The following is an 18,699-nucleotide window of genomic DNA, read 5'->3' on the forward strand; positions in this document are numbered from 1 at the left end:
TGTATGAAACGTAACTTTTTGCCCTTAAACGAAAACAAAAGTCTCTTATGAGTATTGAGTCGTTCCCTGCAGTCACAATCGACCAGCCAATCATCTTTGTGTGAGCCAAGGACAAAGGGCTTCAATGTAGGCCGCCTACCATTTAGTGAAGATACCTTCTTCTTCCCTCGTAGTTGCATTTTTTATGATTTAAATATTTTATCTTGACGATTTAATTTATTGATCATAAGTTAAGCGTATGAAGAAGAGTTCTGTATGTTTAACCAGTATCAGGAGGTCAGGAAATGGCAGTCACGAACAAAAAGCCGATTCTTGTTGATCAGCCGATTCTCGAAGGGTTACAGCGCCTCCGGGATGATGAATGCCGGCGTTCTACCGTTGGCGCAGCCCCAAGCATTCAGGAGCTGGCGCGTCACCTTTTGCGCCAGGGCATCCACCGGCATGAGGCGGGCAAGAAGTAACGCTACCGTCCGAAAAGGAGAAACCAATGCCGTTAATGAAATTACCCACATGGGCGCTAACAGCGTTCGGTACGAAAGGTAAGAAAAAACAGCCCCAACTATCTGAGGAAAACCCATCCATGTTCGATTTCTCGCATCTGTCAGGAAAAACCAAAACGAAAGGCGAGTCCGATAACGGGAATGCGCCACTGAAGCTGGACAGTGACGACACCCAGATCACCCGACCTAAGCAGCACAGTCGCGGCCACAATGTCGCGGTATCGACTGAAGCTAAGGATAACCCGGTTCTGGCGGTTCGTTTGCTGAAGGAGACCGAGCTTTCTTCGAAGAAAATTAAGCTGAAACTGGCATCGTCACCGGCGGCCCTTTCTGTCTTTACCATGAAATTTATGGAAGAGAACGATCCAACCTGGGAATTTCAGGACGATGAAGAGAAAGCCCACACGGCGCTGATGTTTTCGACGCAGAATCGCGACGCAAATGGTTATATCGCTGCCAAAACCAGCGCTCTCAAGGCATTGAAGAAAATGGAAGAGCCTCTGACAGGGGATGAGGTCAAGGCATTAGCCAGCATGGCATCGAAGATGCAAAATGATTACGACCCGATGTCGCCTGAAAATGTGAGAGCTCGCCGCAAGGCTGACGAAGAGTATCAGGAAGAAGTCGCCCAGGCGGCCGCACGCCGTAATGACCGTATCCGGGCATCTGGTGTGAGCTTGCCGGGAGATACTCGTCGCGTTAATGGCAAGATTGAAGGGCCGGTACGTGAAGCCGAACTCCTTAAATCACAGGTTCCTCTCTGAGAGGTGCGGTGATGAGCGTTATGAATTTTCAGCACCTCAATCCGCCGCAGCCCGATGCGCAGGCATATGGCTTTTCCGGGCGCCGTATGCAGCGCATGCATCGACTTCAGCAGTCTGTTGAAGACGAGCAACCCCCTGAACGTCGCCATTCTGATGCACATCTGATCGCGGTGAGCAAAGAGGCCAAACAAAACCCGATACAGGCACTTCATCTTATCGCTGAAGGGATACCACACCAGCGGGCCATCGCCTTACTGCAGGGCAGCGTTCGGCAGCTCAGTCGTTTTACCCGTCGGGCCATGGAGAAAGCCTATCCTGGCTGGGAGTTCCTTGATGCCGAAGACCAGAACATGGCGGCATTCCAGCACAGCATGATTAACGGCGACACCAACGGCTATCGGGCTGGCTTTAACGCTGCTCTGTCGGCGCTGGAGAAGTTTGTAGAGCCAGTTACGTTTGACGATATCGTGAATAGCGTTAATTCGCTGGTGGAGGAAGTATGAGTAATTCATTCGATTTTGAGCTGGTTGCTGATGACAGGGTCAGCGGGACCATTGACGACATTAATGAGGCTATTCGAAATCTTGGACCGCATCTGGAGAAGACGCGGGAAAGCCTCAGGCTGGGCGGGGATGAGACTGCAGAAGATTTAGATGGTGTCGTTGACAGACTAGGAAAAATGTCACGAGGTGCGCGTGATAATGTTCAGTTTATCGGTGACATCATTCCTCCGTTGAAAATTGTAGGTGAACTGGCTGGTAAGGTGGCTGGGTTCGGAGCTGCTGGCGTCGTAGGGTTCGGTGTCCAAAAGATTGCTGACGGTTTTCGGGATGCGGCAAAAGGGGCATATGACCTCGAAACGCACGCCAAAAATACCGCCATGAGCGTTCAGGAATTTTCGCGGCTGGCCGGTGCCATGCGTATTTTAGGGGCGGACAGCGAAAGCGCAACTGCTTCAATAGATAGTTTCTTTAAGGGGCTCAATGAAGCAGCCAGCGCGAAAAATCCGGGGTTTATGAATGCTATGTCGCAAATTGGTGCGCAGATCGAGAAGAATAAAGATGGTTCGGTGAACACCTTAAAAACACTGGAGTCGATTGCGAAAATTTTCCCAACCCTACGGCCTGATCAACAAAAATCCGCTGCCGATGGGTTGGGTATGACGCCTGAATTGCTGACACTGATGCGTGAAGGTGTGGAATACAAAAAATATCTGGCGAAGGCAGATAAATTTGGTCTGACAGTGGATCCTGAATTTAATGCGGAAATGTCAGAAGCCAATCGCCAGATGAATGAACTTTATGCTCGTGTTGCTGGTTTTAAAACGGTTGCAGGGAATGAAACAATTAAGTTATTTCGACACGATCCCGCTATTGATAAATCTCTCAATGACGCCCAAAAATATGACGGGAAGGTCTTTTATCATGGCGATCGTGATAAAGATATTCGTTGGAAAGCATTAAGGGATGATGAGTTTAAAGCCAGTCTGTCAGCTTCTGAAAGGCTCAACTTTACACTTAACAGACCCGACCCCGAGGTGGAGAAAAAGCTTAATGCCCGATACGGCGCAATGTGGCAGGCATATCGGTTGCAGGATGATTTATCTGCCATTTCCAAAATATCCGGCAATGACAAAGTCCCTTATAACGATGGCCATAATGCCTCTAACACTCTGGGATTTCGGAATCACAATCCTGGCAACTTGAGAGATGCCTCAAACACAACAGGGAAGAACGGCGGTTTCTCGACGTTCGCCAGTGATCATGATGGCCTTGCAGCAATGGCGCGCCAACTGATGTTATACGGTGACCGCGGAAATAATACCCCAAGGGGCTTTCTTCATACGTATGCCCCGAGTTCTGAAAACAATACCCGGGCTTATATCGATGATGTGACTTCCAGAACTGGTTTTGGTGCAGGCCAGCGTCTTGACCTCCATAACCCTGAAGTCCTTAAGACGTTGATGGCCGCAATGATCAGGCATGAGCAGGGCTCTCAACCCTATACGGAGGAACAACTCAAAAACGCGATAAGAATGGCCATAACGGATGACCGGTGGTCTGGAAAGCGCAGCCCGGAGCTACTCTCTCAGCAGCGGAACAATATCAACGCGATGCCGACTGGTGGCTATCGCCCGGAATCAATACTGGCGCCAAAGAAAAGCAATAGTGACTCGAATGCCGTCACCGATAACCTGGCCCGCTCCCTCAAGGATGCTTTCACAGAACAACCGTTAAGACTGGAGATCGTTATGACTAACGATAAAGGCGAGCGAAAAACTTACAACGTTGAGAACAACGGGAAAATAATTACGCCCATGAACTATTGATGCGGCCTTCCGCCGTCGCCTTACAAAAATGGGTCCTTCCTGAGACTTTTGTAAGGCACGGGCATTGCGCGCCGCGGTGTTTTTGTAGCTATGGGTTTTCAATTTGATTGACACTTTACACTTGACACTTTTTTGTTGTCAGGTTGTTAAGTCCCAGAAACGGCGCGTGATGCAGGGGAATTGGTGAGGATTTTGGTTGACAGTTTGATTGACACTTTCAGCCCGAAAAGTGTCAAGTTGACAGAAAAAAGTGTCAAGCGGTAGATCCCTTGACGTTTGATTGACAGTTTTCCGCCGGCGGGTTGACACACTGGCCAGCCGGCGACAATGAGGCAGGAGAAAAATTATGTCACTAATGAGCGTCAGCCAGTACGCAAAACATGCCGGAATGAGCCGGCAGGCGCTGTATAACTGGGAGAGCCATGAAGGATTTCCGGCGCGGGTTGACGGGAAGATTGACCAGGAGGTCTGCGATGCCTATCTGGCCCGATACCGCAGCGCCAGTGACCCGCGCACGAAGAATGCCAGGGGAAAAACCAAATCTGCTCCAGCCGGTCAGGCGCAGGGGAGTGCGCTGGTGGAAATGAGTGTTGCGGAGATTAAGCGCATCATGGCGTCAGGTGCCGGTAAGGTGTCCGGGATGGACCCGGACGAACGTGCCCAACTGGCTGCAAAGGCTGTGGAGCTGTTTTTAAGCGAAGGGCCTTATAACCCTCCTGTGACGTTCGGCGGCTACCGGCTGTCGATTGTTGAAACGCCAGATGTTGAAATCGGGCAGATCATCGCGGGCGGCGCGTTCGGTCTGTCTGCATATGATGTGATTTACGAGTGCCGGGATTACACCCTGACCCTCATGAGCGATGAAACCGAAGAAACAGCCATGCGGAGAGTGATCCCTTCGTTGCTGTATGCCCTGGCCGACGATACCGACTAAAGCAAAGTGTGCCAGCGGGCTCCTGTTATTCCAGCCCTTCGGGGCTGGCTTTTTATATCGTTGCCCAGGGCATAGCCGGTGAGCCTGTAGAGCAAGAGGATAAGACTATGTTAAAACAGAAGAAAATCGAGGTGGTAATTGAAGAGCTGGCCCGCCTACAGGGGCATGAGCTGAATGCCGCCGATATGCTGGAGTTACGTTGCAGGGTTGCGTGTACGCTCGCAGCGAAGGAGCGGCACCGCAGGCGAATGACTGCTCCCGAATATCACTGGTGTAAGCCAGCACCTCGCCGATAACCTCTTGTTCATTGAACCGCTAAAACTTTATTAACGTGTCATATACTGAAAAATCTACCAGCGCCATAAGGTTGAATTCACTAAAAGCATGACGGCCAAAGTGACGGTCTCGGATAAATCAAAGAGTTACAGCGAGTACAGACTGAATTTCTCCTGCTTAGTACCTGAGTGGCCACGGCGCTGTCAGTGAAGAAACAGAAAAGCCCCGAATTAACTCTGAGACATTCCAGTGACTAAAACCGAAACCACCCAGGTAAGTTTCTATCTTATAAAATGTTGTCTAAAAGTGATAAACAATTAGCAGTTTGGCAGGGAGAGTAAATTGTCACTCCACTTGCCATCGGCGTAAGTCCTAATGTATTTAGCCCCGCCATTCCCCGGGTCTACAACACCTACATACGCAACATTACCCGCCGAATCTTGGACATAGAAAGTATGTTCTTTATTTTCAATCGCACGAACAACCTGAGCGACAGTCCATTTTGAACCAGCTGGTTGAAACTGGTCGCTACCTACATGAGTAATATGTTGGTGAGATTTCACTGTTCCTGACAAGGTAATGCACTTAATTCTTACATTTGCCATGTAAACGATCCTCATTTTTTATAGAACTGAGTTGGAAGGCTGTGCGCGCGATTACGCAAAAACAAGTGTAAGATATCATTTCAAAAAGTGCGTGTATGTTTTTTGATTTTATCCTTTATTTACATTTTTTTGGGGATTGCTCTCAGAACCTGTTGTCATGGTTAGTGAATTGAATCTGATAATGAAAATTTCGGTCGGGTGTTATCACCGCTACCGGTATTGTGCATACCGTGACACGCTCCATCAGCCTGCCAGCATCCAAGATTTCTAACGCTCTCCACCACGATCCGTGATTCGCGTCTCACTACCTATCAAAATCAGTAAATCGGAGGCTGCTATCATTGATAAATAAGTTTTTAACCATATTTATTAGAAGGTATTTAACTCAAAGGATCATTTGAATGGCCGGACAATTAGACGAAGCAGCAAAACAGATTTTGGGTACCTTACTGGCAGATTTTACAGATCGAGGGTTAACTGCGCAGGACTTAAAAAAAGGTTATGAAGGCCCGAATATCAATGCGCTAGCGACTGCAGTATGCAACGTCGCTGATTTTACATCTGTAGATTTTGAAGTTGCCTTTGGTGATCTCGAAAAAGGTAAGCTAATCAGAACCGGGCCAATGAAAATGTTTGATAATGATCACAATAGTTCTGTGGTCATTATTGGCTCTTATAGTCTACGTGATTTTGTTTATTTGACGGAAGCTGGATACAAGGAGTCCAGAAAGGTACCAAATCGCCCGGAACGTGTTCAGCGTATAGTCAATAATCTGACCATCACCGGCGGTAATTTCAGCAATACGCAACTAGGACAGGGGGAAGTCGTTTCTCAGACTCAAAACATCACGAGCAATTCCGATTCTGAAATAGTTTCAAAGCTGATTTCTATCCTTGAAGAACAGGGGCAGCCGGTTAATGCTACACAACGTACTGACATCGCTGCTGCAGTAGCTGCAGCGAATGAAGGTGATGGTAAGGAGGCGAAATCTTTGCTGGCTAAAGTCTGTGGGCCGGTTTGGGAATCGGTACAGCCGGTTATGTGGCCGATAGTGGGTGAGTTGGTCAAGAAAAGCCTTGGGCTTTGATATCGATAATATTCTTCATGGGCCGCGCTTGCGGCCTTTTTCATACCTGCTGTACGAGCAGTAATCCTGCTAAGCGAAAAACAACCTTTCCGTATAAATTGACCAAGCGATTTATACCCGGCCTTACCCCCTGATGGCACCCCCACGGGACCCCCAAGGAAAGCATAAGGGCCGGAAATTTCTCTCCAGCCCTTGCTGTATCTGGTGGCCCCTGCTGGACTTGAACCAGCGACCAAGCGATTATGAGTCGCCTGCTCTAACCACTGAGCTAAGGGGCCGTGGCGAGGGATTATAAAGTAACTGGCAGATGCAATCCAGCGTAAAACGCACGGCTGCTGTTTTTATAAACAATGCATTTTCAATCCTTTATAATCAGCATTTAGGTATTGAGCTGGGGGAAAGATGATTAACGATATTCTGGCGCCGGACCTGCGGGTGGTCTTCTGCGGCATCAATCCGGGGAAGTCCTCTGCCCATACCGGTTTTCACTTCGCGCATCCGGGAAATCGCTTCTGGAAGGTGATTTATCAGGCCGGATTTACCGACCGCCTGCTGAAGCCGGAAGAGGAGCTGCAGCTGCTCGATACGCGCTGCGGGATTACCATGCTGGTGGAGCGCCCGACGGTGCAGGCCAGCGAGGTGGCGCTGCAGGAGCTACGCAGCGGAGGGCGTGAGCTGGTGCTGAAAATCGAACAGTATCAGCCGCGGGCGCTGGCGATCCTCGGTAAGCAGGCCTTTGAGAAAGCGTTTCAGGTCCGCAGCGCGCGCTGGGGTAAGCAGCAGGTGACCATCGGCGATACGGAGGTGTGGGTGCTGCCTAATCCCAGCGGGCTGAACCGGGCGACGCTGGATAAACTGGTGGAGGCGTATCGTGAACTGGATGATGCGCTGGCATCGCGAGGACGGTAGGGCGCTGTTGCGGCTGGCGGTGAATTCAGAGCAAAAAAAAGCTCCCCGCAGGGAGCTTGTTTGTTTCCGGCGACGATTAATCGTCAAGGAAGCTACGCAGTACTTCAGAACGGCTCGGATGACGCAGCTTACGCAGCGCCTTCGCTTCGATCTGACGAATACGTTCGCGGGTAACGTCGAACTGTTTACCCACTTCTTCCAGCGTATGGTCGGTGTTCATATCGATCCCGAAACGCATACGCAGCACTTTCGCTTCACGGGCGGTCAGACCGGCCAGAACGTCGTGCGTGGCCGCGCGCAGGCTTTCCGTGGTGGCGGAGTCCAGCGGCAGCTCGAGGGTGGTATCCTCGATGAAATCGCCGAGATGCGAATCTTCATCGTCGCCGATCGGCGTTTCCATGGAGATGGGCTCTTTAGCAATTTTCAGCACTTTACGAATTTTATCTTCCGGCATCAACATGCGCTCAGCCAGCTCTTCCGGCGTCGGTTCGCGACCCATTTCCTGCAGCATCTGGCGGGAGATACGGTTGAGCTTGTTGATGGTCTCAATCATATGCACCGGGATACGGATGGTGCGCGCCTGATCCGCGATGGAGCGGGTGATCGCCTGACGGATCCACCAGGTTGCATAGGTGGAGAACTTGTAACCACGACGATATTCGAACTTATCGACCGCTTTCATCAGACCGATGTTACCTTCCTGAATCAGATCGAGGAACTGCAGGCCGCGGTTGGTGTATTTCTTGGCGATCGAGATAACCAGACGTAAGTTCGCTTCAACCATCTCTTTCTTCGCACGGCGGGCTTTCGCTTCCCCGATAGACATGCGACGGTTGATATCTTTAACCTGCTCAATGGTCAGGCCGGTCTCTTCTTCAATCTGCTGCAGTTTCTGCAGGCCGCGCTGAACGTCTTCTTTGACATCGTGCAGCTTTTCAGACCACGGCTTGTTCATCGCGATAGCGGCGTTGAACCAGGTCTCGCTGGTTTCGTTGCCGGTGAATAGGGTGATGAAGTTCTTCTTCGGCATTTTGCACTGTTCGACGCACAGTTTCATGATGATGCGTTCCTGAGTACGGACGCGATCCATCATGCTACGCATGCTGCCAACCAGGTAATCGAACTGTTTCGGCACCAGACGGAACTGTTTGAACACTTCTGACAGCTTGAGAATTTCTTCCTGCGCGGCGGCGTGGCTACGACCTTTGGCTTTGATGGTGTCGCGGGTCAGCTCGTACTGCGTACGCAGTTCAGCGAATTTCTCGCGCGCCAGCTCAGGGTCGATGCTGTTGTCGTCATCGCTGCTGTCGTCGTCGTCTTCTTCATCTTCGTCTTCGTCGTCATCCATCTCTTCCTGAGAGAGTTCAGAACCGACGTGCGTGGCGGTTGGCGCCAGGTCTTCCTCGGCGTTCGGATCGACGAAGCCGGTGATCAGGTCAGACAGACGCGCTTCTTCAGCCTCAACGCGATCGTACTGCTCCAGCAGATAGGTAATCGCTTCCGGATATTCAGCAACGGAGCACTGAACCTGGTTGATCCCATCTTCGATACGTTTGGCGATGTCGATTTCGCCTTCACGCGTCAGCAGCTCTACGGTACCCATTTCGCGCATGTACATGCGCACCGGGTCGGTTGTCCGCCCGATTTCCGATTCAACACTGGACAGAACCTGTGCAGCCGCTTCTTCTGCATCTTCGTCGGTGTTGTTGCTGTTTTCAGCCAACAGCAGATCATCGGCATCCGGTGCTTCTTCCATCACCTGAATGCCCATGTCATTGATCATTTGGATGATGTCTTCGATCTGATCGGAGTCGACGATATCTTCCGGCAGATGGTCATTGACCTCGGCATAGGTCAGATAGCCTTGCTCCTTACCACGTTGGACAAGAAGCTTCAGCTGTGACTGCGGGTTTTGCTCCATAAGACGGTATCCACACTTAATTCGTTTGATTGGTGTCGACAGACAAAACTGCCAACATTTAAAGCGAGGGCGTACTTATATTATTGCCGCTGCGCCTCAGCGCGGCTGTCGGGGGCTTCCCGAACGATATTCGGCACTTAAGCCGTGCAATTCATTTTTTTGCCAGCTCCTGACTGATTGTCCAGAGTTCCCGGCGTTCTTCACTGCTTAAACCGTGCGTGCGATCGCGAGCTATCAACTCTTCTTGTCGCAGTTCGAGCAGTGAATCAAACATATGGTTGAGCGAGTCGGTGAAGGTTTTTTCTGCGATATCTTTATCTGCTATATCGTCCCACATCGACAGTTTTTCAAGGGTCGCGGCCTCATTTGTCCCGCGATACTGCTCTAAAAGTTGCCCGGTTGTCAGACCCGGCTGAGATAGACAGCTGCTGACCAGTTCGCTGAACAGGCCAAGCCCGGGCATTTTGCTCTGATCCAGGCCTGCTAAAGGCGGGACCAGCGGCGCCAGATCCGGGTTTTGCACCAGCAGTCCTATCAGTATACGCATGGTCGTGCGTTTTAGCTGCGGCGCGGGGCGCGGAGCACCATTTTCTGTCTGTTTTGGCATTAAACGTTCAAGCTGGGCATCATCCAGAATCCCCAGCTTGTTGCCCAACTCCTGGCGCAAATAAATGCGCAGCGTTTCGCCCGGCACCTGGGTTATCAGCGGCAGCGCTAAGGTGCTGAGCTGCGCGCGCCCATCCGGGGTGCTCAAATCAACCTGCGGCAGCAGGCTGTTGAACAAAAACGTGGAGAGCGGCTGAGCCTGCTCCATCCGCGCCTCAAACGCGGCTTTCCCCTCTTTACGCACCAGCGTATCCGGGTCTTCGCCGTCGGGCAGAAACATAAAGCGTAGCTGACGACCGTCGGTCATGTACGGTAGCGCCGTTTCCAGCGCCCGCCAGGCGGCATCGCGGCCGGCCCGGTCGCCGTCGTAACAGCAGATGACCTGATTGGTCGCCCGGAACAAAAGCTGAATATGGTCGGCAGTGGTCGACGTACCCAGCGACGCGACGGCATAGTTAATGTCGTACTGCGCCAGCGCCACGACGTCCATATAGCCTTCGACCACCAGCAAGCGCTGTGGTTCGGCATTATCCTGCTGCGCTTCATACAGGCCGTACAGCTGACGGCCCTTATGGAAAATATCGGTTTCCGGGGAGTTCAGGTATTTCGGCAGGGCATCGCCCAGCACGCGACCACCAAACCCAATGACCCGGCCTCGCTTATCGCGGATAGGGAACATCACCCGTTCGCGGAAGCGGTCGTAACTGCGTCCCTTATCGTTGGTGACCAGCATGCCGGCATCGATAAGCGACTGGCGGTTTTCCTGATTGCCGCCAAAGCGTTTTAAGACGTTGTCCCAACCGGGCGGCGCATAGCCAATCGCGAAACGCGCAATGACTTCGTTGCTTAAACCCCGTTTCGCCAGATACTGGCGCGCAGGGTCAGCGGCGGGCTGCATCAGAGACTGCTGATAAAACGCATTCAGACCGTCCATCAACTGATAGAGGCTTTGCCGCTGATGGCGCTCTATCTGACTCGGTCCATTGCCTGCTTCATATGGCACTTCGAGGTTGTGCATGGCCGCCAGTTCTTCGACCGTCTCCACGAACTCGAGCTTGTCGTAGTTCATCAGGAAGTCGACGGCGTTGCCGTGCGCACCGCAGCCAAAGCAGTGATAAAACTGTTTTTCACCGTTGACGGTAAAAGAGGGGGTTTTTTCGTTATGGAATGGACAGCACGCGTGGTAGTTCTTGCCCTGCTTTTTGAGCTTTACCCGCGCGTCAATCAGATCGACGATGTCGGTGCGCGCCAGCAGGTCATTGATAAATACGCGTGGGATTCGTCCAGCCATAGGCCCCGTAAAGTATATACCGCATGATTCAAACTGCCCCAATCTTAGCCAGGTTTGTCCGCCCTGCCACTTACTGACGTAAGCGCCGGGGATTCACGCCCTTGCCGCCCGGGATGCATCCTGAATGATGTGGTATATCTGCTAATGCATAAACGAAAATAAGCCGCGCATTCCTTCCGGAAGCACGGCCTTACAACTACAACTCGCTCTGAATTGAGGGCTGTCGCGCCCTCAACAGATTAGTACAGACGCAACAGATTAGTACAGACGAGTGCGGCGTGCGTTTTCGCGAGCCAGTTTCTTCGCGTGACGTTTCACTGCAGAAGCTTTAGCGCGCTTACGTTCGGTAGTCGGTTTTTCATAGAACTCACGACGACGAACTTCCGCCAGAACACCTGCTTTTTCGCAGGAACGCTTGAAGCGACGCAGAGCTACGTCGAACGGCTCGTTTTCACGTACTTTAATTACCGGCATGTGCCTCTCACCTTTGATTAATTCGGTTTGCTGCTGGCATCAACGCCAGCTTATTTCAAAATGGTGCGGAATTTTACTGCAATTGCTGCTGCTTTGTAAAGCACCGCTGCCTTTTTTGAAAGGACTTTTATAAGGGTGAGGAGTATACACGAGGGTTCCTGCCTGGGCGAACAAAGTTTTGTTTCTGTCGCCGTGCCGGCCATCAAGAGGCTGCTTTTGCCGACGCAGGCCAGTACCCGCCCGGCCTTGCGCAGATTGTCGATTTTAGGGCGCCGTGATGCCTCCGCCTGACACGCTTAGGGTATACATCAACCCGCATTGGTCCTAAACTGCGCGGTATTAGAGCGAGGTAAAACAAGACATGCGTGTACTGGGTATTGAAACATCCTGCGATGAAACCGGCATCGCCATTTATGGCGACGAAAAAGGCCTGCTAGCCAACCAACTGTATAGTCAGGTGAAATTACATGCCGATTACGGCGGGGTGGTGCCTGAGCTGGCTTCGCGCGATCACGTGCGTAAAACCGTGCCGCTGATCCAGGCGGCATTAAAAGAGGCCGGGCTGACGGCAAAAGAGATTGATGCGGTGGCTTATACCGCAGGTCCGGGGCTGGTCGGCGCCCTGCTGGTCGGCGCAACCGTGGGCCGTTCGCTGGCGTTTGCCTGGAACGTGCCGGCAATCCCGGTCCACCATATGGAAGGGCATCTGCTGGCGCCGATGCTGGAAGATAATCCGCCGGCGTTTCCTTTTGTCGCTCTGCTGGTCTCCGGCGGCCATACTCAGCTCATCAGCGTTACCGGCATCGGTCAGTATGAACTGCTGGGAGAATCTATTGATGACGCGGCCGGCGAAGCGTTCGATAAGACCGCCAAGCTGCTGGGCCTGGATTATCCGGGCGGGCCGATGCTGTCGAAAATGGCCGCCCAGGGCAGCGAAGGGCGTTTTGTCTTCCCGCGTCCGATGACCGACCGTCCTGGCCTGGACTTCAGTTTCTCCGGCCTGAAGACGTTTGCCGCCAACACTATCCGTAATAATGGCGATGACGAGCAGACCCGGGCGGATATTGCGCGCGCCTTTGAAGATGCGGTCGTGGATACGCTGATGATTAAGTGCCGCCGGGCGCTTGAGCAGACCGGCTTTAAACGGCTGGTGATGGCCGGCGGCGTGAGCGCCAACCGGACGCTGCGGGCGAAGCTGGCGGAGATGATGACTAAACGCGGCGGCGAAGTGTTCTACGCCCGTCCGGAATTCTGTACCGATAACGGCGCGATGATTGCCTACGCTGGCATGGTACGCCTGCGCACCGGGGCGAAAGCCGATCTGGGCGTTACCGTCCGTCCGCGTTGGCCGCTCGCGGAACTGCCTGCGGCGTAATACCGCGGATAACAGGCCGACGTTGCGTCGGCCTGCCTTTCTGATTTATTCCATACTCTTACACAGCGAACAGATAGCGCCCTGATGCTTGTGCGAATGCATCACGTCCGGCCGTTCGTACTCTTCTTCGCAGCTGACGCACTGGTAAACGGTGATAGACGCATTGCCCTGCGCGTCATAGCGTGGTTCGGCAATACCGTCGTCGTGCTGCTTGATGTAGTAGCGGCCGCCGGTCAGGATGCCCATCAGCGGCGTCATCACCAGCGCAACGACCAGCGCAATCAGCGGTGAGAAGGGGGCCAGAGTGGTTCCCAGCAGGCCGAAGAAGGCGCAGATGGAGAGCCCGGCCGCCAGAGCAAACGAGACCACGCCTACCGGATTGAGGTTGTGGATCATCCCGCGGCGGTATTCAGGCTGCGCCGGAGCCAGCTTCAGCAGGCCCTTATTGACGGTGATATCGGTAGCCACGACCACCACCCAGGCAATGGCAAAGTTGGAGTAAAAGCCGAGGATCCACGACAGGGCGCTGAACATGTCCCCTTCCATCAGCGCCAGCGCAATGGCCAGGTTAACGATAACGAAGATAATTCGCCCCGGATAGCGTCGGGTGGTGCGTGTCCAGGCGCTGGTCCACGCCAGAGAGCCGGAGTAGGCGTTGGTGACGTTGATTTTAATCTGCGAGATCACCACCAGCACCACGGCCAGGGTGAGTGCCAGCCAGCCGGGTACCAGGTTATCAAAGACGCTGACGAACTGCTGTACCGGTTCGGTATTGTGCACCGCCGGGAAGCGGGTCAGCAGATAGAAGCCGAGGAAGGCGCCGATGATCTGCTTAATCGCTCCTAATACCACCCAGCCTGGGCCTGCGGAAAAGACCGCCAGCCACCAGCTTTTGCTGTTCTCTGCCGTTTTCGGCGGCATAAAGCGCAGATAATCGATCTGCTCGCCTATCTGCATAATCAGCGACAGGCAGACGCCGGCGCCGAGCATAATGGCGGTTAAATCAACGTGCGCCGCGTTATTCTTGCCGGCGAAGTGCATAAATCCGTCCACCAGCGCCGGGTCTTTGGCAATCAGCCAGGCAACCGGCACCACCATCAGCACCAGCCACAGCGGCGTGGTCCACACCTGCAGGCGGGTCAGGGCTTTCATGCCGTAGATCACCAGCGGCAGGACCATCAGGGTGGCGATGAGATAGCCCATCCACAGGGGGATCCCTAACCCAACCAGCAGCCCCTGGGCCATAATCGAGCCTTCAAGCGCAAAGAAGATAAAGGTGAAACCGGCAAAGATAATGCTGGTGATCACCGAGCCAAAATAGCCGAATCCGGCGCTGCGGGTGATTAAGTCGAGGTCGATGTTGTAGCGTGCCGCGGTAATCGCCAGCGGGATGCCGGTGAGGAAGATCACCAGCGCCGCCAGCAGGATGGCATAAATGGCGTTGGTGGTGCCCCATGCCATGCCGATGCTGGCGCCGATGGAAAAGTCAGCCAGGTAGGCGATGCCGCCCAGCGCGGTTACGGCGACGACGCCAGGCCCCCAGCGGCGAAAGCTCAGCGGGGCGTAGCGCAGGGTGTAATCTTCCAGGGTTTCCCGCGAGCCGGATGCATCGCTCTGCGCAGGTAACTCCGTTTTTATATCCAGTGATGACATAGTCATTCCTTAATGGTTAGGCATGACTGGAATTAGCAAACCTTATGCCACTTCGTAGAGCAGCGCCGGCGGGCGTGGGCGGGAGGCGATGAATAAAGAGAGGGCAGGCTGTGCACCATCCGGGCGCAGGCGCGTCCGGATGGTGCAGGGGGCTATGGCTTCAGCATGCCTTTGTCTTCGAGGAAGGCAATGATGTTGCTCAGGCCATCGCCGCTTTTCAGGTTGGTGAAGGTCCAGGGATGCTCGCCGCGCATGCGCATCGTGTCGCGCTCCATCACTGCCAGCGAGGCGCCCACATACGGTGCAAGGTCGGTTTTGTTGATCACCAGGAAGTCAGATTTGGTGATCCCCGGGCCGCCTTTACGCGGGATCTTTTCCCCTTCCGCGACATCAATCACGTAGATGGTCAGATCCGCCAGCTCCGGGCTGAAGGTGGCGCTCAGGTTGTCGCCGCCGCTTTCAACGAAGATCAGATCGAGATTACCAAACTTCTCGCTCAGCGCTTCTACCGCCGCCAGGTTCATGGAGGCGTCTTCGCGGATGGCGGTATGCGGACAGCCGCCGGTTTCCACGCCGACAATGCGTTCCGGCTCGAGGGCGCCCGCCTCGGTCAGGATACGCTGGTCTTCTTTGGTGTAGATATCGTTGGTTACCACCGCCAGCTGGTAGGTGGTGCGCATGGCTTTACACAGCGCTTCCAGCAGGGCCGTTTTCCCGGAACCGACCGGGCCGCCGACGCCGACGCGCAGCGGGTGTTTGTAGTTGTTCATGCTGTCTCCTAGGAACGGAATAATCGGGAATACTGAGTTTCATGTCGGGCGGAGGCAATGGCGGCCAGCGGCGTGGATGAGCCTATCGCGCTGTCCGGGGCCGCAAGGGCGCAGGCCATATCCGCCGCGTAGCGATCGCACAGGCGCAAAATCAGCTGCTGGGCGGCCTGCTGACCGAAAGGCACCAGCTTAACGCCGGCCATGACCGCGCTTTCAATCCAGCTGTAGCCGAGACTCAGCGCCAGATCGGCCATCGCGATATGCCACCGCACTCCGAGCCAGGCCATGCCGGCGAACTGGCTTTGCTGGCACAAGACGCGCCACTCCGGCGGGCAATCCGGTTGCCAGTCGGCCAGCAGGCGGGCAAAGGCCGCGCCGCGATTGCGCTCTTCTTCACGCAGTTCGCGGGTTTCACGGCAGGCGAGCAGGTACGCCGTCCAGCGTTGGGCGGCGGGCAGATCGTTGTGTTCACATGCCTGATACAGCCTCGCGAACAGCGGCAGATCGACGGTGAAGAAGCTGTGTTCCATTTGTTGCCGCTGCCAGCGTTCAAAGGCGGCGGCATCGGGCACCCAGCCTGCTTCCACCGCCCACTCCAGCCCTTGCGACCAGCTATAGCCGCCGACCGGGAGGTTGCTGCTGGCAAGCTGCATCAGGCGCAGGCGTTTTTCCGGCGTCGGCATTTAGTGGCTGTGCTCGTGGGCGTGATCATGACCATGATGGTGGCCATGGCTATGCCCATGGCTTTCGCTGGCATAAGCGCCGGCTTCGGGCTCGAACGGCAGATGAGCGAAGCTCACCTCGAGACCGAACTGGCGCAGCATATCGTCCAGCACGTGGTCGTGGTGATAGCGCAGTTCGCCGGGCATGATTTGCAGCGGGACGTGGCGGTTTCCGAGGTGATAGCAGGCTTTCGCCAGCATGAACGGATCCGCGCAGCGCACCACCGATACCTCTTCATCAGCGGCGATAATCTCGACAAACTCGCTGCCCTCTTCATTACTCAGCACCTCGCCGCCGCGTAACAGCAGGCCGCGCGGCAGCATCAGCCCCGCTTCGCGGCCATCGTTGAGGGTAACTTTACTGCGGCTTTTCACCCGCACATCGATCGGCAGCGTGACGCTGGCGGTCACTTTACCGGGTGAATCAACTCGTTGGGTCAGATAGATCATCCGGACTCCTTAAAACAGAAAATAGCGTTGCGCCATCGGCAGGACGTCTGCCGGTTCGCTGGTAATCAGCTCGCCATCGATCCGCACTTCATAGGTCTGAGAATCGACGGTGATATGGGGTTGCAGGTCGTTATGGATCATGTCGGCCTTTTGTACCGTCCGACAGCCTTTTACCACCGCCGTGGCGCTCTGCAGATTCAGGCGTTGCGCCACGCCGTTATCAACCGCCGCCTGCGACAGGAAGGTGAGACGACAGTGATGGCGCGCGCTGCCCAGCGCGCCGAACATCGGGCGATAGTGCACCGGCTGCGGGGTAGGAATCGAAGCGTTGATGTCGCCCATCGGGGCGATGGCGATCATCCCCCCCTTGATAACCGTTGCCGGTTTAACGCCGAAAAACGCCGGGGACCACAGCACGAGGTCAGCCAGCTTGCCGACTTCCACCGAGCCGACCTCATGGGCGATACCGTGGGTCAGCGCCGGGTTGATGGTGTACTTGGCGATGTAGCGCTTCACGCGGAAGTTGTCGTTATCACCGGTCTCTTCCGCCAGCGGGCCGCGCTGGACCTTCATCCGATGCGCGACCTGCCAGGTGCGTAGAACCACTTCGCCGACGCGGCCCATCGCCTGCGAATCAGACGAAGTCAGCGAGAAGGCGCCGAGGTCATGCAGGACATCTTCCGCCGCAATGGTTTCCCGGCGGATACGCGATTCGGCAAAGGCCACATCTTCGGCGATATCCGGGTCGAGATGATGGCAGACCATCAGCATATCCAGATGTTCGTCGATGGTATTGACGGTATAGGGCAGCGTCGGGTTGGTCGAAGAGGGCAAAATATTCGGGTGCGCACAGGCGGTAATAATATCCGGCGCATGGCCGCCGCCGGCCCCTTCGGTATGAAACGTGTGGATGGTTCGCCCGGCGATCGCCGCCAGCGTATCTTCCACAAAGCCGGATTCATTCAGGGTATCGCTGTGTAGCGCCACCTGAATATCCATGTCGTCGGCAACGGTCAGCGCGCAGTTGATCGCCGCCGGCGTGGCGCCCCAGTCTTCATGAATTTTCAGGCCGATAGCCCCCGCGGCGACCTGCTCGCGCAGAGCGTCCGGGTTGGAACCGTTGCCTTTACCCAGCAGGCCGATATTCACCGGCAGGCTGTCTGCCGCCTGCAGCATCCGCGAGATGTACCACGGGCCCGGCGTACAGGTGGTGGCGTGGGTGCCCGCGGCCGGGCCGGTGCCGCCGCCGATCATCGTGGTGACGCCGGAGACCAGCGCCTCTTCCGCCTGCTGCGGACAGATCCAGTGGATATGGGTATCGACGCCGCCGGCGGTGACTATTTTGCCTTCGGCGGCAATCACTTCCGTCGCTGCGCCGATGGGAATCGTCACGTTGGGCTGGATATCCGGGTTGCCCGCTTTGCCGATCGCCAGGATCCGCCCGTCTTTGATGCCGATATCGGCTTTAACGATCCCCCAGTGATCGACAATCAGCGCATTCGTCAGTACCAGATCGACGCACTCATCCGCCAGCATCTGCCCCTGACCCATCCCGTCGCGAATCACTTTGCCACCGCCGAATTTAACCTCTTCGCCGTAGGTGGTGAGATCGTCTTCGACCTCGATCCACAGCTCGGTGTCCGCCAGACGCACTTTATCGCCGGTGGTGGGGCCGAACATGTCGGCATAGGCCTGACGTGAAATATCACTCATCGTTTGCCTCCAGATTGCCCATCACATCGCCGCGAAAACCGTGCACCGCACGGCGGCCGGCGAGGGCGACCAGCTCCACTTCGCGTTTTTGCCCGGGTTCAAAACGCACCGCGGTACCGGCGGCAATGTTCAGGCGATAGCCCGTGGCCTGCCCACGGTCAAACTTCAGCGCCGGATTGACCTCGGCAAAATGGTAGTGCGAGCCAACCTGAATCGGCCGGTCGCCGTGATTCTCAACGATAATGCTGCGGGTGGCGCGGCCAACGTTCAGGGCTATCTGCCCGGGCTGCACCTGGTATTCACCTGGGATCATCGCGAT

At 54.9% G+C, this 18,699-nt stretch carries 19 protein-coding genes and 1 tRNA gene; 9 read left to right on the forward strand and 11 right to left on the reverse strand.

Going from position 1 to position 18,699, the window contains the following annotated elements:
• Positions 1-284: 284 nt before the first annotated feature.
• From EDF73_RS27435 to EDF73_RS27675, 6 genes are all read left to right on the forward strand, one after another.
• A complete protein-coding gene (locus tag EDF73_RS27435; RefSeq protein ID WP_164881501.1) occupies positions 285-461 on the forward strand; it encodes a hypothetical protein in 177 nt (58 codons plus the stop codon).
• Between the two features lie 26 nt (positions 462-487).
• Entirely contained in the window at positions 488-1,264 is a 777-nt protein-coding gene (locus EDF73_RS13660) for a hypothetical protein (protein ID WP_243655217.1), read from the forward strand.
• A gap of 11 nt (positions 1,265-1,275) precedes the next feature.
• Positions 1,276-1,767 (forward strand): hypothetical protein, encoded by a 492-nt coding sequence (locus EDF73_RS13665; RefSeq protein WP_243655218.1) that lies wholly within the window; start codon positions 1,276-1,278, stop codon positions 1,765-1,767.
• Positions 1,764-3,593, forward strand: a complete 1,830-nt coding sequence (locus EDF73_RS13670) for a hypothetical protein (RefSeq protein WP_132729657.1) — start codon at positions 1,764-1,766, stop codon at positions 3,591-3,593. The genes EDF73_RS13665 and EDF73_RS13670 overlap by 4 nt, the downstream gene beginning before the upstream one ends.
• 346 nt (positions 3,594-3,939) lie before the next feature.
• Entirely contained in the window at positions 3,940-4,527 is a 588-nt protein-coding gene (locus EDF73_RS13675; protein WP_132729658.1) for a hypothetical protein, read from the forward strand.
• A gap of 107 nt (positions 4,528-4,634) precedes the next feature.
• On the forward strand, positions 4,635-4,823 hold the full coding sequence (locus tag EDF73_RS27675) for a hypothetical protein (RefSeq protein ID WP_132729659.1): 189 nt from the start codon (positions 4,635-4,637) through the stop codon (positions 4,821-4,823).
• 297 nt (positions 4,824-5,120) lie between these two features.
• Here the strand turns inward: EDF73_RS27675 and EDF73_RS13685 are convergent, their stop codons facing one another.
• Complete coding sequence (locus tag EDF73_RS13685) at positions 5,121-5,408, reverse strand: DUF3892 domain-containing protein (protein WP_132729660.1); 288 nt, start codon at positions 5,406-5,408, stop codon at positions 5,121-5,123.
• A gap of 401 nt (positions 5,409-5,809) precedes the next feature.
• Between EDF73_RS13685 and EDF73_RS13690 the strand changes: the two genes are divergently transcribed.
• Positions 5,810-6,496 (forward strand): hypothetical protein, encoded by a 687-nt coding sequence (locus EDF73_RS13690; RefSeq protein WP_132729661.1) that lies wholly within the window; start codon positions 5,810-5,812, stop codon positions 6,494-6,496.
• Between the two features lie 202 nt (positions 6,497-6,698).
• Here EDF73_RS13690 and EDF73_RS13695 read toward each other — a convergent pair.
• Positions 6,699-6,774: transfer RNA gene (locus EDF73_RS13695), tRNA-Ile, on the reverse strand.
• 124 nt (positions 6,775-6,898) lie between these two features.
• Here EDF73_RS13695 and mug point away from each other — a divergent pair.
• Positions 6,899-7,405 (forward strand): G/U mismatch-specific DNA glycosylase, encoded by a 507-nt coding sequence (gene mug / locus EDF73_RS13700; protein WP_132729662.1) that lies wholly within the window; start codon positions 6,899-6,901, stop codon positions 7,403-7,405.
• Between the two features lie 76 nt (positions 7,406-7,481).
• Here the strand turns inward: mug and rpoD are convergent, their stop codons facing one another.
• The 3 genes from rpoD to rpsU all read right to left on the reverse strand — a co-directional run bounded on the left by rpoD (position 7,482) and on the right by rpsU (position 11,697).
• Positions 7,482-9,326, reverse strand: coding sequence for an RNA polymerase sigma factor RpoD (gene rpoD, locus EDF73_RS13705; RefSeq protein WP_132729663.1), 1,845 nt, complete (start codon positions 9,324-9,326; stop codon positions 7,482-7,484).
• A 151-nt stretch (positions 9,327-9,477) separates the two neighbouring features.
• Positions 9,478-11,223, reverse strand: a complete 1,746-nt coding sequence (gene dnaG, locus EDF73_RS13710; RefSeq protein WP_132729664.1) for a DNA primase — start codon at positions 11,221-11,223, stop codon at positions 9,478-9,480.
• A 258-nt stretch (positions 11,224-11,481) separates the two neighbouring features.
• Complete coding sequence (gene rpsU, locus EDF73_RS13715) at positions 11,482-11,697, reverse strand: 30S ribosomal protein S21 (RefSeq protein ID WP_001144069.1); 216 nt, start codon at positions 11,695-11,697, stop codon at positions 11,482-11,484.
• Positions 11,698-12,058: 361 nt separating this feature from the next.
• Between rpsU and tsaD the strand changes: the two genes are divergently transcribed.
• A complete protein-coding gene (gene tsaD, locus EDF73_RS13720) occupies positions 12,059-13,072 on the forward strand; it encodes a tRNA (adenosine(37)-N6)-threonylcarbamoyltransferase complex transferase subunit TsaD (protein WP_132729665.1) in 1,014 nt (337 codons plus the stop codon).
• A 45-nt stretch (positions 13,073-13,117) separates the two neighbouring features.
• On the opposite strand, the gene EDF73_RS13725 is transcribed toward tsaD, so the two are convergent.
• The 6 genes from EDF73_RS13725 to EDF73_RS13750 form a co-directional block, all read right to left on the reverse strand.
• Entirely contained in the window at positions 13,118-14,725 is a 1,608-nt protein-coding gene (locus EDF73_RS13725; RefSeq protein WP_132729666.1) for a cytosine permease, read from the reverse strand.
• Between the two features lie 152 nt (positions 14,726-14,877).
• Positions 14,878-15,495, reverse strand: coding sequence for an urease accessory protein UreG (gene ureG, locus EDF73_RS13730; protein ID WP_132729667.1), 618 nt, complete (start codon positions 15,493-15,495; stop codon positions 14,878-14,880).
• Between the two features lie 8 nt (positions 15,496-15,503).
• A complete protein-coding gene (locus EDF73_RS13735) occupies positions 15,504-16,178 on the reverse strand; it encodes an urease accessory protein UreF (protein WP_132729668.1) in 675 nt (224 codons plus the stop codon).
• Positions 16,179-16,667, reverse strand: coding sequence for an urease accessory protein UreE (gene ureE / locus EDF73_RS13740; RefSeq protein ID WP_132729669.1), 489 nt, complete (start codon positions 16,665-16,667; stop codon positions 16,179-16,181).
• Between the two features lie 9 nt (positions 16,668-16,676).
• A complete protein-coding gene (gene ureC / locus EDF73_RS13745) occupies positions 16,677-18,380 on the reverse strand; it encodes an urease subunit alpha (protein WP_132729670.1) in 1,704 nt (567 codons plus the stop codon).
• A complete protein-coding gene (locus EDF73_RS13750) occupies positions 18,373-18,693 on the reverse strand; it encodes an urease subunit beta (RefSeq protein WP_132729671.1) in 321 nt (106 codons plus the stop codon). Before EDF73_RS13750 ends, ureC begins: the two co-directional genes overlap by 8 nt.
• Between the last annotated feature and the right edge of the window lie 6 nt (positions 18,694-18,699).

Origin of the sequence: Klebsiella sp. BIGb0138, from assembly GCF_004342285.1 — a bacterium.
GTDB lineage: Bacteria > Pseudomonadota > Gammaproteobacteria > Enterobacterales > Enterobacteriaceae > Klebsiella.